The following is a 16091-nucleotide window of genomic DNA, read 5'->3' on the forward strand; positions in this document are numbered from 1 at the left end:
ACGGTCTTCTTATGTTGTAATACGATTCCAGCATTCCGACTTTAAGGAACCGTGGCGCATCCTTCTCTCGGCATTCGCATATTACGAGATAATACATCCATATCCTCTTCAAACAAAACAAGGAAAGAAAATCAAGCATAGCTTGTATAATTTTACTTGGGCTCAACTTCAGAAGATAATCGTATTGATAACACCTCGCTCAAGAGGAGGTGTTTAAAATCTTGGCCAAGATTCTGGAGAGTTAGAATACCGCTTATTGGATCACATTTTATCAAATACCCTGTGATACGATGAATTGCTTTCTGCCGATAATAGGTAATCTCTACGGCACAACGCTCATTTAAATATTGAAGCACCGCATAATTTAGTTCTTCTAATTCATCAGAGCTTAATGCAGGCTGGGGAACATCGTTTTGGGATAAATAAAATTCATTAATGCGTTTGCGATGCTCTGGTAATATGAAAGCACTGTTCCATTTCTTTCGTTCATCACGCCTTGATCCCGGATAATTTTCCATGGTGCACATCCTGTCTTAGTTGATTTTTAAAATGATCACAAGTTTTCATAGCTGTCACTTAAGTTGCTCAACGCCCGCCATTGCGGCTATCAGCGGGCGCTAGACCTCGTAAACGTCCAATTTCTGTGCGTAACTCAGAATGTCCATAAAGGAATGACTTAGAAACACCTGAGTGATTTGAAACTGAACTAAAATTAACCTGAACACCTTCTGCTTGCAGTGATCTTACAGCAGCCCACCCACGAGCTATAGCAAGTTCTCTTTTTTGTATTGCATTATTTTTAACCCGGATACATCCGGATGTTTATTGGCCATGACGTTCACTCCCGACATATTCCCGCTTATCTTTTTCTATCCCCATAATCGGCTTGTCAGCCAAAAGTGAATCCCTGATCTCCTTATAACGCTTTATTTTAAGCTGTACCAGCTCTATGGAGCGTGTTCTACCTTTAGCCATATATACAGCTACGTCGCTCTCCAATTGATCAATCTGACTCGTGTAATAGTCCAAGAATGTAGTATCCACATGGAAGCTCCGACAATTATTTTTAATACAGGGTGGTTCCAAAGTCTGTTCTAGAAAATCACAGTGTAACTTGGGGCTTTTAATGCAAAATCCATGATCCATCCGGACGGAATCCAAATGATGTCGTATCCAATCTAGCTCAAGCCCGTTTTCCTCGGCTTGTACTGAAATATCTACCATGACGGGTTTGCCGGTTACATTCAGGCGGATAGAGGTATGAGCTTTTTCCCACTCTTTACGAAGGGTATCATCCAGAATACGAGCATACGTAAGAGTCATTTCTGGACTCGTTTGAGCCATGAGCTTTTGAACGTGTAGAATTTGCATTCCGTTGTTGATCAAATTCACTCCATAACGATGCCTGAAAGCATGGTTTCTAAAATTGTATATGTTCCCGGCAGTATCACGAAGGTCAAGTTTCTCTGCTAGACGGTCAAGAGCTGTACTAACCGTTTTCTGAGACATTGCTTTACCAGACGCTTTGCCAATGACATGGGGAAATAGAAAACGATATGGGTTATAGATTTCTTCAGTCTGAAGGTATTCCTGCTGGAGTTTTACGACTGATACAATTTCTTCGGATATGGGAACCAGGTGATCTATATGATTGACCTTACGCTGGTCACCTTTAAGCCACCAACCATTAGATTTGTATACCAGGCAATCCACATCTAATTGACATACATCGGACACTCGGAAACCGCTGGCTTCCATTACAAGTACCAATCGAGCTAAAGATGAATGGAGCAGATGCAGATTATTCTGTACCTGCTCCCATATATGGTCAGGTATGTGCTTGATGTGATCATAATAATTCTTTCTTTCCCTTCTTGGCATATCTTCTTTCACTATTAATAGGTGAACAGGCTCCGTAGGAGCTTCATTCCATCCATAAATCTGAGCATATTCCAATATCCTTCTAGCATTTGCTATACACTCGCTAACATGCCGGCTGCTGGGCGTTCTAATTTTGATATGATTGTTACCACCCATATCAACTTTCCATATATGCTCTAAAAATGCTTCAATGTCAGTTCTCTGAAGGTTTCTAGTATCAGTCCAATCCGGATGTCTCTCAGCAATAAAATTAAAAAATAGATACACTTTTTTCAAAATATTAAATGCAGTGGCAATGCTGATTTGTCGTTGAAGAATCAAAACGTGATAGAAATATTTTTTTACAAACCCCCTGTAAGTAGCGTGTATATTTGTGAAATTAATTTGTGTTTCTCTACGAGACATATTGTAAGGTAAGCCTAGCTTTTCAATACTCCATATATCTTTCTCTTCTTCGGACCGATCATCATATAAATCAAATAGAAATTTATAGACTTGATCAACAACTGAGTAGAAATATCTGTATGAGGAGCTCATTCGTGACGGTTTACTGGAAGTAACTCTTGCCTTTTTATGGTTCTTTAAATGTACGAGATATAATTTCCTGACCTTTTCCTGAGGACAATCCAGGATACTTATTGCTTCAGGATAAATATCCGATATGAACTTACTGAAGAAGAGAACAGAGGTATAAGTTTGACCAACCATCGTTGCAAGGACCAGCGACCGTTTATTAAATTGGTGTAGAAGTATCGTTTTACTTCCTCTCTAAAATTAGGATTTTCAATCATATCGAATCGAAAATTTCTATTATAGTTAGGAAAATGCTTCAGGTGAAGGATCTCAGCCATAGCATTGCTTTCCCAAATATCATTCGTAAAATATTCCGGTAGCGGCAAGAGTGAATTGATCTTCTTATTAGCTAATTGTTGAATAACTTGATTCATGCATTACTCCTTACTTTCATGAGAAATAGCTTGTTCCCAGTGCTTCCGGATAGTCTCGTCAGAAGGATGGACGTACATTTGGAGAGTAGTTTGGATGTGGGCATGCCCTAATAAATTTTTCAGTGAGACAGCACTGATACCTTTATCGTTTAATTGTGTTGCACATGTATGACGAAACATGTGGGCGGTGAAGTCTACCTCAGCTTTCCGATTTAAACGCTTTATCAGCGCCTGCAAACCCCAATAGGACATCTGCTCACCTTTATTTTTACCACTTAAATTAAAAAAAACGTGATCAATATTGGTTTGTGAACTGTGAAATTCAATAATATAATCCTGGAATAAATTGATCGTATCAGAAGTAACATAGACGGTTCGATTTTCCCCGGCTCTGGTTTTCGAAACCCTCACTAGGATACTCTTCTTCCCAATGTTAAAGTCACTGATTGCAAGGTTTAGAAGTTCACTGGCTCGTATTCCTGTCTCAAAAAGAATTCGAACAATTAGCATGTCTCTCATGTTCAAAAATAATGCTTCAATTTTTGCCGATGAGGCCGGTTTTGATATCACCGAGGACTTTATCGGATACTATCAGGCCATTATTCATCCGCATCGAAGATATGTGCGTACATTAATCGAAGCTATTTCTGACCTGGATATTGAGATGATTGCTCCTTCCCATGGCTTCGCGATCCGACATGATATTGCAAAGTTTATTGATTTGTACGCCTCTATGAGTACCGAAACCAAGGATGATAAAAAAGTAGTAATTGTTTATGCCACATTAAAAAATAATACAAAAAAAATGGCAAACATCCTGAAAGACTGCTTTGTGGAGAACCAAATCAAGGTGGAGCTATGGGACGTAGATAAGGCAGATGAAACGGAGATTTTGAATAGTATTGCCTCAGCGGATGCTGTTTTCGTCGGTAGCTCTACCAAATATGCCGATATGACGGGTAAGCTGGAAGACCTGCTGCAACAAATGCAAAAGATGAACCTGGAAGGTAAGCTCGCTGCCGCCTTTGGTTCCTACGGCTGGAGCGGGGAAGCCATTGAAGTCGTACAGGATTACTTGAACGGTACCAATATGAAGGTCCAAAGCACTTCTGATGTCATCAAGTCGACTGGTATGACGCATGTGGAGTTCCCGGTACGCATTCGTTTCTATCCTACAGAAGATGAAAAAGTGAAGAAAATTAAAAATGCCGCTGAGTTTGTCTCGGATCTACTGCTTAGCGTCATTTGAACAAAGGCTGCGTATAGCGAAATAGGAGAGATGCTGAATGGGTAACAAACATTACGTTATTATCGGAGGCAGCGTTGCCGCCGTCAACGCGGCGAAAGCGATTAGAGATCATGATGAGCTAGCGGAAATTTCTATTTACGGGGAAGAAGCTTCCCTTCCGTATAACAGAGTCAAGCTTTCCAAGGGACTATTCACTGACCTGCACAGCGACAAAATCCTGATCAAAAAGGAAAAATGGTTTGCCAATCAACGAATTCATGTTTATTCCGGCATAAAGATCACCGCGATACATGCAGCGGACTCCACCATCGAAACAGCAAACGGACAAACCGTTGCTTATGACAAGCTGCTGCTGTGTACAGGAGCCTACAACCGTAAGCTTTTGCTGGACGGAGCTTCACTACGTAACGTTCACAATATCCGTTTTCGACAAGATGCAGATAAACTTAAAACGGAATTACAAAAAGGAGACCGGATATGCATCATCGGCGGTGGTATTCAGGGTGTAGAAACCGCTTGGTCCTTCCAGCAAGCCGGGTATGCTGTAACCATTCTGGAAGCTTCGCAGCGGCTTATGCCCCGCCAGCTAGATGAAAAGGCCTCCGCTATTTTGACCCAGCGAATTACCGAGCAGGGTACCAAGGTAAGCCTTGGACAAGGCGTAAAGCGTATTATAGGCACAGATCACGTCGAAGGTGTAGAGCTACAGGACGGCTCCGTTATTCCCTGCGAGCATGTCGTGTATTCTATCGGCATTGTACCTAATACTGAGCTTGCTCGCCAGATCGGTCTAGATATTGGACTCGGCATTCTGGTGAATGCACAGATGGAAACCAGCTCTGTCAATATATATGCGGCAGGTGATGTAGCCGAGTTTCAAAATAGAGTAGATGGATTATGGGAAAGTGCTATCGAGCAAGGAAAAATAGCAGGCGCCAATATGGCAGGTGCATCCGTCAGCTATCAGCGACCTATCCCTGTAACCCTGTCCAACAGCTATGAATGCCCCTTGTTTTCCATGGGTCTGGTAGATGAACAGGACTGCGACACCAGCCTGAACAGTGAAAATCAAGTTTCGTATACACGTATGTTCATACAAAACGGCTCTATCTGCGGCGTGATCGGCTTTGGGGATGCTCTTGCTTCACTTCCGTTTAAAACAGCCATCATCCAAGGACTCAAACCGGACGCGCCAGAGCTTACAAAAATTTTGAGTGACAAGGAGAACTAAAGATGAAAAAATATGTATGTCAACCTTGTGGATACATTTATGATCCTGCTATCGGCGACCCTGATGAAGACGTTATGCCAGGTACAGCGTTTGAGGATCTTCCAGAAGACTGGGTTTGTCCAGTCTGTGGTGAGGATCAAAGCCATTTTGCCCCAATAGATGATACAGAATAACAAGAACCCGCTATACTTTTTAGTTTCCGGTTTATGAATGGAGTGAATGAATGTGAATGAGATGTCCTGCCAGTGCGGAAAGGAGCCCTGTGCCCGCAAAGTGCCTATCTTTTCCTCTTTGTCCGAAGAAGATTTGTGTAAGGTCAGCTCCATGATCCGGCACCGAAAATATCAGAAAGGTGAGGCCTTGATTGTCGAGGAACAGGCTTCCGATACGCTGTACATTATTCAAAGCGGGCATGTCAAGCTTCTGAAAATGACGCCTCAGGGCAAAGAACAAATTCTGCACATTCTGACAACTGGCGATTTTTTTGGCGAGTTGAATATATTTAACAGCGATGAGCTGAGTAATTTTAGTGCCTATGCCTTAAAAAATACTGATATATGTATGCTCACCAAGGATGATATGGAGCAGTTGATTCGCAACAATCCAGATATCTCTTTGAAGCTGCTCAAAACCATTACCAAACGCTTGGCCCATACCGAAAAGCTGGCTCAAAGCCTGGCTACCAAAGACCCGGAAATCCGCATCGCCTATATGATTCTTGAGCTTGGGCATAAATACGGCAAACCGGACGGATCTCACATTAAAATAAACCTCCCCCTTTCACGCGAGGAAATGGCTAATTACGTAGGTGTCACACGTGAAACCATCAGTCGCAAATTCGCAAAATTTGAACAGCTGGGGATTATTCATATCAAGGGTACACGAGAGATTACGATCTGCGATGTACAGAAGCTGAACGAATATATAGATTGAGACATATAGATCTAATGCTGCTCTAGCATGAGGACAACAAAAAACCGCTTCTTTAACTTATGGATTACAGTTGATCTATCAACCACTTCCATTTCGTTAAAGGGCGGTTTTTACCGTATTTTATACTTTACTAACGATTAATTGTCGTGTTCACGCCTTGGGAAGAAGCTCCCCATGAAGGCTGCGCTGAAGGAAGTTCTGGCGAAACTCTGTCTGTGGAACGAGCAGTCTCAATCGTGGTCGATTTGGAGCAATCCCAGACCACTTTTACCAGATACCCAAACAGTAATACGTTCAACAACGAGGTCACGCACAATATAACACCGTAATGATCCCGAGAATTGGAGCTATAGAAAATATCGAAGGTGTTCAGGAAGATCGTAAGACTGAATCCACCCGCAAGCGACAAAAATCTCCGGTCCCGCAAAAACAGATACGCCAGTACCGCCAACGCTGCCGCAGGGAACAAATACCGTTCATGCATGCTCGAAGCGAAGGTAAAGACACCTGCAATTTGCACCAGCGCAGCTGCTGCCGCAAATTGTGGTTTGCGACTGCGGATATACATCCACCATGTAAACAAAGTCACCAGTACAATGCCGATCATGCCCCATGTATGGTAGCTGAACAGGAACAATGTCGTAGTATCCTGCGTATAATTGCCACCGATCAGTGCGAAGAAGTTATACGCGTTCACGGAAGCATACGGATATTCGCCAACCGTTCCCTTGTATAAATCAAGCAGCCATAACGGCTCCTGCCCCCACGAAAATGGCAATATGACCAGAATGGTCGTCACAACCGCTCCACCGATGGCCAAGAGCCAAGGTTGTATTTTACGCTGTCTCAATAGCTCAAAGAATAGAACTGGCCCATAAATAATCCCCTGCGGCTTCATCAATACCGCTATCGCAAACAATACGGCAGACCAGCCGATCCGGTTTTCCACCAGCAGGACAATCATGCCGACAATCAGCATCGTAAAGAAAGAATCTACCTGTCCCCAGAAGGTCGAATTGATAAATACTGCCGGGTTAAACACATAGAATATAGCCAGCCCGAGGCTAATTGCATAGCCGACCCGTTTGCTTGCCAGCCGGTACAGCATGTACGCTGTCACGATATCGGCTAATATATTCGGAAGCCGCAGCAGCACGGACATATAGGGGCTGAAAGCAGCCGTAGAGCCGATTTTACCGATCACATATAAAATATAAATATAGAACGGCGGATAATCACTTGATCCGTTCGTGTAAAAGCCAGATAAGCTGTCCGCTGCTGTCGTAGCCCAGTTACGGAACAGCATGAGATCCATATGACCCGATATCCAAGGGGCTATCGCCATTCTTAAAAAGAACCCCACACCCAGCACGGTCCACAGCATCAGCCCGCGGTTACGTTCCCCGAGCTTCCATGCACGAGCCCGAAAACGGTACACAATAAACACGAACGCACCGAAGAATAAAGCGGCGAAAATTGCCAGCGGAGTTGCATAAGCGGATGAAGAATTTCCATTTCTTCCACCCCCCATACCGCCGCCAGGCCCGCCCATGCCCATGCCATATCCGTTACGGGACATACCACCCGGACCTCGGTGCTGCCCGTCTCTGGCTACACTCCTACCCCCAGATGTGGAATTGTCATTCCCCGCCGCTGTACCTTTGTCACCCGAAGTCGATGTATTCTGACTCGACGGGGTGGTTGAATCAGCAGATTGGCCTGTCGTACCTTGGCTCTTACCGTCGGAGCTATTTGTGGTATCCGTCGATGTCGAATTTGAGCTGGTACCCTGCCCTACACTTCCTGCTTCACGATTCCCGGCAGTCTGACCGTTAGCGGGACGTTGCCCCAGTCTCCCTCTTCCTCCGCCGAATCTGCCTCCTCCCCCGAATCCGCTGGACGGACCGTGCCTAAAAGCAGCGGACTGGGAGGCCGAACTGCCCGAATAGCTCCATAACGAAACAACACTCAATACAGCACACAATAGGAGACTACATAGAAGGATATATTTCAGACCGTTCGCTTTCCAAACGTTCAAATCCGATGCACCTCTCTCTGTTTCTATTTTCCTCATATTGTATCTGTCTTAGCTTAGGACTTTGTGAGTTCTGGCTGAATGTTGGCTGAATATGGGATCGTTGTGGCACAAAAAAATCCCCCCAAGTTTTACCGTCCCTTATAAAAGCATAAGGTTTAGAGTAATTGCTTGAGGGGATCGTATTTTAATTGGGTTTAAATTTCAGCTTTGAATTAGACTTTTTGCAATCCTTTATGAACACAGTGATTAATGATATCCGTTAAGCTTTGTTGATATTTTAAGGTTAATGCCTCCATCGTACGACGGGTAAACAATCGTTGATTAAATCGCAACGAGTAATGAAATATTCCGTTTACGATAAAGGCGTTCATTTCCAAATTATAGGGCCATTGCATATCTTGATGAATAAGTTCACCCATAGGCATAGAAGAAGAAACAATCTCTTCCCGCTGTAGTCCATCCTCGAACCGGCCCAAGTAATTAAATAATATCTCCGGAGATAAGGTGAACTCAAGATCCTCCGTATACTGCGTTTCCGTCAGATATTTCAGAATTCCGTAGCCAATTCCATTATGGGGGACCTTAGCATGAGTACGTTGAACACTCTGAATGAGCTCGCCCAGAGAATCCCCATTGGCTTTATAGACTACAGGATAAAAAGACGTAAACCAGCCTACCGTCCGTGCCAAATTGAGATGTTCTCTGAATTCATCCCTTCCGTGACTTTCTACATCAACAGCTACATCAGGATTACCCGTCCAATCCTTAATCGTCTTCACCAACGCTGTGAGTAATAAATCATTAATTTCAGTGTTATAGGCAACAGGTGCTTTTGTTAATAAAGCCTCCGTCTCTTCCTGGGTGAGTGAGACATCTATGGAATCCATCTCCTTAAATATATGGGTTCCTGCTCCCTCCGCCAATTCAATTGGAAGCTTAGACACGCTTTCTCTTAATACATTTTTCCAGTAATCCTTTTCCTGTAAAAAGTCAGCGCTGTTCGCATATGCAGATAATTCCTGACTCCATGTCTTAAATGAGGTCGTCTTGGCAGGAAGCTGCACATCTCTATGTTCTTTAAAACTCTCATACAAATACTCAAAATCCTCCATAATGATGCGCCAAGAAACGGCATCAACAACTAGATGATGAATAATAATTAGCAGGTGATCTCCATGATCGGTTCGGAATACTCCCAATTTAATTAGCGGTCCCTGTAATAAATGAATACTCGACTGTAATCGGTTAGCCTCTTGTTCGATCTGAAATTCAATTTTTTCAGACACTGTCCAGTCGAATATTTCAATATCAAAGTGGCGGCCTGCTTCGTCCATATTCTCCTGTACCAAGCCTTCATTCGTATGTTTGAAACGCATCCTTAATGCATCATGCTGCTTCGTAATTCGCTCAAACGCCTTGACAATGACTTGTGTATCCCAGCCCTCTGGACTATACATCATAACTGCCTGATTCCAATGAAAAGGATTGTCATTCAGGTTGAATACCCAGTGCTGAATAGGTGTTAAAGGTACCTCTCCTACTACGATTTGTTCGTTCATACTTGCCGTTTTCTCGCCGTTCAAATTAGAGGCCAACTCTCCAATCGTTTGGAATTGCATAATATCCTTTATTTTTACGGCATATCCCACCTGTCCTAACCGAGCAGCCAGCTGTATGGCTTTAATAGAATCTCCACCCAGCTCAAAAAAGTGATCATCAATGCCTATATTGGATACAGATAAAGCCTCGCTCCATAAGTCCACCAATAATTTTTCCAGCTCATTTCCGGGTGCCACTTTAGATTCAAGGGATTCGTTGGGATGTGGTAGCCCCTTCGTGTCTATTTTTCCGTTTGCAGTTAGCGGCATAGCCGACAAATGTACAAAATGAGCCGGGATCATATAGTCAGGCAATTCCTTGCTCAGAAATTTACGAAGCATAGCAGTGGCCAGGCATTCTTCTGAGACATAGTACGCGACCAAAGATACGATTCCATTTACGCTCGTAACCGGAAGAATACAGGTCTCACGGATTGATTCATGTTCTAATAATCTCTGTGTTATTTCTCCAAGCTCAACCCGATATCCCCTTACTTTTACCTGATCATCAATTCTGCCCAAATACTCAATTTCTCCATTAGGAAGCCAGCGGGCCAGGTCGCCTGTCTTGTACATACGCTGTTGTTCCCTGAACGGGTTAGGCACAAATTTTTCCCTGCTTAATTCAGATCGATGCAGATAGCCTCTGGCTAATCCCGGGCCGCTGATGCACAATTCTCCTGGAACTCCTACAGGTTGCATGCGATGATGCTCGTCCACAATATAAACCTCGGTGTTTACAACTGGCCGGCCAATAGTAATACGTGAAGAATCCTGATCCAGTATAGCCACTGTGGCACATACAGTTCCTTCTGTCGGCCCATATGCATTTACAAAAGTACGCCCTTCACTCCATTTCTCAATAATATCCATGGTACACGCTTCTCCACCAGCTATAAGAGTATGCAAACTAGGGATTGGCTCATAAGGAAGGGTTCTTAGAAGAGACGGCGGTAGAATCGTTGCATGGATCATATGCTCTCTTAACCACCGTCCAAGCCCGTATTCTACCAGAATATTGCGATCCTCAATGACCAGCGTGCCTCCAGCCAGAAGCGTCAGAAAAGTTTCAAGCACTGATGCATCAAAGCTAAAGGAGAAAAACTGCAACACCCTGCTTCCTTCTTTGATGTTAAATGTAGTGGCTAGATTAGAGAAATTGCTTAAACTGTGATGCTCAATCATAACCCCCTTAGGCTTTCCCGTTGAACCAGAGGTATAAATGACATAAGCCATATCTTCCGGCCTGGTTATGCTTTCAATATTAGACGTATCATACTGATCTATTGCCTGTCGATCATCAATGAATAGAATTCGGTCGGAGCCTCCTAAATCCGTAGTTATGCTATCCATCAAAGCACGCTCTGTAATCAATACCTGAGCCTGACTGTCTTCTACGAAATAGGCTATACGCTCAACAGGATAGGAAGGGTCAATAGGTAGATAGGCTGCTCCTGCCTTTAATACACCCATGACGCTTACGACTCTCACACACGATGGAAGCAGCATAATACCTACGACATGATCTCTACCAATATTTCGGCTCCGCAATACTCTTGCTATTTGATTAGCTTGCTCATTGACTTGTCGATAGGTCAGCTTTTCTTCTCGCCATTCCAATGCGATTGCATCCGGTGTTTGGTGAACACGTTCTTCCCATAATTGGATAACTGTTGATTGGCTATGATCAGGTAGACTGTCAGAGAGATTAAATTGATGGAGAATCTCCTGCTGCTCCCAATCTGTCAAAAGCTGAATATCCTTGATGGCGATGCCCGGATTGTCAATGATCTGCAGGATGATTTGCTGAAAATGACCGATAAGGCGCTCCATCGTTGCTTTGGAAAACAAACTTCGGTTATAGCCCAAATGAATTTCAATCGTTTCCCCTAAACGAATTTCCCATGTCAAATCGAATTTAGCACTTTGAGTATCTATTTTGTATTCTTTAAGCTTGATATCCTTCATTTGAATATTCAATTCTTCGACATCTTCCAGAGTAAACACAGTATCAAACAAAGGATTACGACTTAGGTCACGTTGTAAAGATATCTGTTCTAACAGCTGCTCTAATGGATAATCTCCATTCTCATAAATCAACAGCATTTCTGACTTTACCTGTTGTAAAAAATCCGCATAAGTTTGTTCGTATTCCAGTTTATTGCGCAAAGGCACAACATTGGAGAACATCCCCACGGTATGATCCAACTGCCCCGTTCTTCTTCCCGAAAGCGGCGAACCCACAATAATATCTTTCTGTCCGCTATATTTAGCCAGCAGTATAGCATAAGCAGAGAACAGTGCCATATATGACGTGACCTGCTCAGAAACAGCCAATTCCTTGAGTTTGGCTGCCGTTGTGGCGTCCAGTTCAAAATCTAGCTGCTCCCCTTCAAATGTTTGCTGAGGAGGCCGACGATAATCGGTCGGAAAATCAAGGGTAGGCAGCTCCCCGGAGAAACGTTCCACCCAGAAATGTTCCTGCTGCTTAAATGACGGAGAATGCAGCCATTCCTCCTGCCATAATGCATAATCTTTATAATGCACCTGAAGCAGCGGGAGAGCATTCCCTTGATAGAGTTCAAATAAATCCTGTATTAATATATTCAGAGACCATCCATCGCATATCATATGATGAATATCCATGATGAAAATATGTTGGGTACTATTTAGTTCTAATAGAGCAGTCCGAACCAACGGAGCCCTGTTTAGTTCAAATGGCTGAATAAAGGCAGACACATGAGACTCCAACTCTTCCTCGTTGGTTTCTATATATAATACGGGGCTGAAAGCCTGAGCATGAACTCGTTGAATAAGTTGACCGTTTTCCAAGTGAAAGGATGTTCTTAACGGCTCATGTCTTTCAACTAGCTTTTGTACCGCAGCCTGCCACTTTTCTTTATCAATATATCCGCTTACTTCAACAGCGAAGGGTACATTGTAGCTTATCCCTGCCGAATCAAATTGCTGAATTGAATACAGTCTCTTTTGCTGAGAAGTGACCGGATATGCTTCACGTTGATCAGAAGCCTGAATCCAGAACGTCTGCTCTGAATGTTCCCTTGAATTAATCAACTTCGCCATTTCGCGGACAGTAGGATTCAACAATATATCCCGGATCGTAAGCTGAATGTCCAGAGATTTATGGATTCTGGATACCAGCATAGCCGCTTTAAGCGAATGTCCGCCGAGTTTTAAAAAGTGATCCGTTGTACTTATATGTTGAAACCCTAGTACATCCTGATAAATGCTCAAAAGCTTGAATTCCAGTTCATTAATAGGTTCTATCATATGAATATCCCGTTTCTTCATGTCTGCCGGTTCGGGGAGTCCGCTGCGTTGAACTTTGCCGTTTGAATTTATGGGTAAATGTTCCATTTCCACATAAAAAGAAGGAACCATATATTCAGGGAGACTACTCGCCATATGCTGACGCAAGTCTTCCAGGCTGTAATGCTCTTCCGGAACCAAATATGCACACAAATAGCTGTAGCCATCTTTATCTTGCTTGGCTAGTACAGTTCCCTCCTTGACCCCCGAGTATATTAGCAGCTGAGTGGACACTTCATTTAGTTCAATACGGTGACCCCTGATTTTCACCTGATGATCTATTCTACCCAAATACTCCATATCACCATTGGGCAGCCATTTGGCTAGATCGCCGGATTTATACATTTTTTCTCCCGGTTTAAAAGGATTATCTATGAACCGCTCCTTGGTCAGCTCTTCTCGGTTCAAGTATCCTCTGGTAACCCCGCCGCCTGTAACATATAATTCTCCAGGAATCCCAACAGGCATAAGATGGTGCTGATCGTCTAAAATATAAGCATTCAAAGTCGCCATCGTAGTCCCAATATTACTCCTATTGCTATCTATCTCTTCTTGTGTAATCCTCTTGTAGGTTACATGGACCGTAGTTTCCGTAATGCCGTACATATTTATCAGTTCCGTATGAGGATACTTATGGCTCCACTTTTTAAGTTGAACAGGAGATAGCTCTTCGCCACCAAAAATGATCTTACGGATATGAAGTGGACTCGAATGGGGTTCTTCCAAAGCTGACAACATGTTAAAGGCCGAAGGAGTCTGATTCAGGATGGTAACCTTTTCTTTGAGCAGCAATTGCCTAAACTGAGTAGCATCCTGAGCTGTCTCTCGGGGCACAATAACAAGCCTCCCACCATGAAGAAGCGCTCCATACATCTCCCATACAGAAAAATCAAAGCACATCGAGTGGAACATAGTCCATACATCACGATGATCAAAATCAAACAAATTAGTACTATTAAACAAGAGTTGAACTACATTCCTGTGTTCGACCATGACTCCCTTCGGCTTCCCGGTAGAGCCTGAAGTATAAATGATATATGCCCTGGAACACGGAGTATTTAGCTCTGCCAGCACTTGTTCTGACTCTTGAGTCCATTTATCATCATGAAGAGCAATCACTTGGCCTGAATACTTAGCTGGTATACTGCCAGGATCGTCAACTAATAAGAATGAAGCTCCGCTGTCTTCCAACGTGTACTCAATTCGCTCTACAGGGTAATGTGGATCTATAGGCATATAGGTAGCGCCTGCTTTGATAATAGCCAGTATCCCAACCACCATCTCCAGTGAGCGCTCTACGGAAATAGCTACAATGATCTCGGATTCAACACCTTTTTGGATAAGATATCTTGCCAATTGGTTGGACGCTTTATCCAGTTCCCTGTAAGTAAGTGTCTGTTGATTGTAGGATAGAGCAACGGCATCCGGTGTCTTCACCACTTGCTTCTGAAACAGAGCCGTAATGGTCCCGTCATCAGGATAATCAGCCTGATTTCGGTGACTAAGCTCTAGCAATCTTTGCTCTTCCTCTGGTGTAACCAGTTTTATTTGGTCTATTTCAATATCAGAATTGCGTAGTACACAATCTATAATATTTTGAAAATGATTAGCCAGGCTTTCGATAAAGGATCGAGTATATACCTCCCGATTGAAGACAAAGCTGACCTTCAGCTGTTTTCCAGGCACAAACACAATGCTTAAATCATAGTTATTTTGTTCAACTCCGCCGCCTCCATGAATCGCAAAGCCCAAATGATCTTTTAATTCACGCAAAGAATCCAGTGAGGATGCATAGTTCTCAAACACACAGATATGATCAAATAATTGTCCTCCACAGTCTGAATTAGCCTGTATATCCGCAAGCGAACTGTACTCAAAAGGCTTGGATTGAATCATTCCTTCATGCATCTCAGCTAGCAGATTACAGAAGGTATCTCCTGGTTTTCGGGTCATACGAACCGGAATCGTATTAATAAATAAACCTACAATGCGCTCGATATTCGGAACCTCAGGAGGACGACCGGACACGACCGTACCAAATACGACATCATCTGTACGGTTATATTTTTGCAGCAGTATCCCCCAGGCTGTTTGTATCACATGATTCAGCGTTGTATGCTGTTTTTGTGACAGTGCCGTCAAGTGCTCTGTAGTGGCCTTACTTAGTGAGTGCGAGAATTCCTCGGTATGATAGGCTACCCCGTTTCCTTTCTGCTGTCGCGGTATGGTAACTGTTTCCTCATAACCGTGCAGATATGTTTGCCAGTAGCGTGCCGCTGCATCGGTATCCTGATTTTTAAGCCACTGAATATACTCGCTATATTTTGTAGCTGATTGGTGGGGTAAAGGTTGATTATGAGTGAGATTTCCATATACCGTAAGGATCTCTTCAAAGACCAGACTCCAGCACCATCCGTCCATAACAATATGATGAAAGTTCCATAGTAGAATATACTTGTTATAGGATGTTTTTATGAGATGTAATCGAATGAGAACATCCTTTGCCAGTTGATACGGCTTCGCTCGATCCTCCTCTTTATATCTCTCTAAAAATAATTCCTGATCAGTTTCATTCAGATGGGTAATATCCTGCACTTCCAGCTTCGCTTCCCGATGCTTTAATACAATTTGTATAGGTTGTTTAAGCTTTTCTTGCACAAAAGCGGTCCGCAATACATCATGCTTTTGAATGACAATATTAAAACCCTTCTCTAAAATATGAGGATTTATAGTCCCTTCCAATTGAGCATAACCCTGTACATAATAAGAATTTTGCTGGTCGTCCTTCATGGAGTGGTATAAAATACCTTTTTGCATAGGCGTCAATTCATACATATCTTGAATATTGCTTTTATCCATCTGTATGCCTCCTCAGTTATGCAAG

The 16091-nt window shown here is 43.1% G+C and carries 9 protein-coding genes and 1 pseudogene; 4 read left to right on the plus strand and 6 right to left on the minus strand.

Annotated features, from left to right (window positions below; all coding sequences use genetic code 11):
* Positions 1-152: 152 nt before the first annotated feature.
* The 4 genes from GCU48_RS09365 to GCU48_RS09375 all read right to left on the minus strand — a co-directional run bounded on the left by GCU48_RS09365 (position 153) and on the right by GCU48_RS09375 (position 3347).
* Entirely contained in the window at positions 153-518 is a 366-nt protein-coding gene (locus tag GCU48_RS09365) for a YolD-like family protein (protein ID WP_167518669.1), read from the minus strand.
* A 304-nt stretch (positions 519-822) separates the two neighbouring features.
* Positions 823-2418 (minus strand): tyrosine-type recombinase/integrase, encoded by a 1596-nt coding sequence (locus tag GCU48_RS09370; protein WP_244316158.1) that lies wholly within the window; start codon positions 2416-2418, stop codon positions 823-825.
* A 98-nt stretch (positions 2419-2516) separates the two neighbouring features.
* Complete coding sequence (locus GCU48_RS26855) at positions 2517-2828, minus strand: hypothetical protein (protein WP_167518670.1); 312 nt, start codon at positions 2826-2828, stop codon at positions 2517-2519.
* A 3-nt stretch (positions 2829-2831) separates the two neighbouring features.
* A complete protein-coding gene (locus GCU48_RS09375) occupies positions 2832-3347 on the minus strand; it encodes a tyrosine-type recombinase/integrase (protein ID WP_152379825.1) in 516 nt (171 codons plus the stop codon).
* Positions 3348-3366: 19 nt separating this feature from the next.
* On the opposite strand from GCU48_RS09375, the pseudogene GCU48_RS09380 reads away from it, so the two are divergent.
* The 4 genes and pseudogenes from GCU48_RS09380 to GCU48_RS09395 all read left to right on the plus strand — a co-directional run.
* A pseudogene (locus GCU48_RS09380) lies at positions 3367-4077 on the plus strand (flavodoxin domain-containing protein); the annotation flags it as partial.
* A 37-nt stretch (positions 4078-4114) separates the two neighbouring features.
* On the plus strand, positions 4115-5308 hold the full coding sequence (locus GCU48_RS09385) for an NAD(P)/FAD-dependent oxidoreductase (RefSeq protein WP_152379826.1): 1194 nt from the start codon (positions 4115-4117) through the stop codon (positions 5306-5308).
* A gap of 2 nt (positions 5309-5310) precedes the next feature.
* Positions 5311-5481 (plus strand): rubredoxin, encoded by a 171-nt coding sequence (gene rd, locus GCU48_RS09390; RefSeq protein ID WP_007432984.1) that lies wholly within the window; start codon positions 5311-5313, stop codon positions 5479-5481.
* A gap of 46 nt (positions 5482-5527) precedes the next feature.
* Positions 5528-6241, plus strand: coding sequence for a Crp/Fnr family transcriptional regulator (locus GCU48_RS09395; RefSeq protein ID WP_370881038.1), 714 nt, complete (start codon positions 5528-5530; stop codon positions 6239-6241).
* Positions 6242-6371: 130 nt separating this feature from the next.
* Here the strand turns inward: GCU48_RS09395 and GCU48_RS09400 are convergent, their stop codons facing one another.
* Both GCU48_RS09400 and GCU48_RS09405 read right to left on the minus strand, forming a co-directional pair.
* A complete protein-coding gene (locus GCU48_RS09400) occupies positions 6372-8279 on the minus strand; it encodes a glycosyltransferase 87 family protein (RefSeq protein ID WP_208811987.1) in 1908 nt (635 codons plus the stop codon).
* Positions 8280-8491: 212 nt separating this feature from the next.
* A complete protein-coding gene (locus GCU48_RS09405) occupies positions 8492-16066 on the minus strand; it encodes a non-ribosomal peptide synthetase (RefSeq protein ID WP_152379827.1) in 7575 nt (2524 codons plus the stop codon).
* Positions 16067-16091 lie beyond the last annotated feature (25 nt).

This window comes from Paenibacillus brasilensis, assembly GCF_009363115.1.
Lineage (GTDB): Bacteria > Bacillota > Bacilli > Paenibacillales > Paenibacillaceae > Paenibacillus > Paenibacillus brasilensis.

What these genes read in the sequence shown, in the direction of transcription:
- GCU48_RS09395 (WP_370881038.1), top strand. Translation starts at nt 5,528, where the DNA reads ATGAATGTGAATGAGATGTCCTGCCAGTGCGGAAAGGAGCCCTGTGCC.
- GCU48_RS09405 (WP_152379827.1), bottom strand. Translation starts at nt 16,066, where the DNA reads ATGGATAAAAGCAATATTCAAGATATGTATGAATTGACGCCTATGCAA.
- GCU48_RS09365 (WP_167518669.1), bottom strand. Translation starts at nt 518, where the DNA reads ATGGAAAATTATCCGGGATCAAGGCGTGATGAACGAAAGAAATGGAAC.
- rd (WP_007432984.1), top strand. Translation starts at nt 5,311, where the DNA reads ATGAAAAAATATGTATGTCAACCTTGTGGATACATTTATGATCCTGCT.
- GCU48_RS09370 (WP_244316158.1), bottom strand. Translation starts at nt 2,418, where the DNA reads ATGAGCTCCTCATACAGATATTTCTACTCAGTTGTTGATCAAGTCTAT.
- GCU48_RS09375 (WP_152379825.1), bottom strand. Translation starts at nt 3,347, where the DNA reads ATGAGAGACATGCTAATTGTTCGAATTCTTTTTGAGACAGGAATACGA.
- GCU48_RS26855 (WP_167518670.1), bottom strand. Translation starts at nt 2,828, where the DNA reads ATGAATCAAGTTATTCAACAATTAGCTAATAAGAAGATCAATTCACTC.
- GCU48_RS09385 (WP_152379826.1), top strand. Translation starts at nt 4,115, where the DNA reads ATGGGTAACAAACATTACGTTATTATCGGAGGCAGCGTTGCCGCCGTC.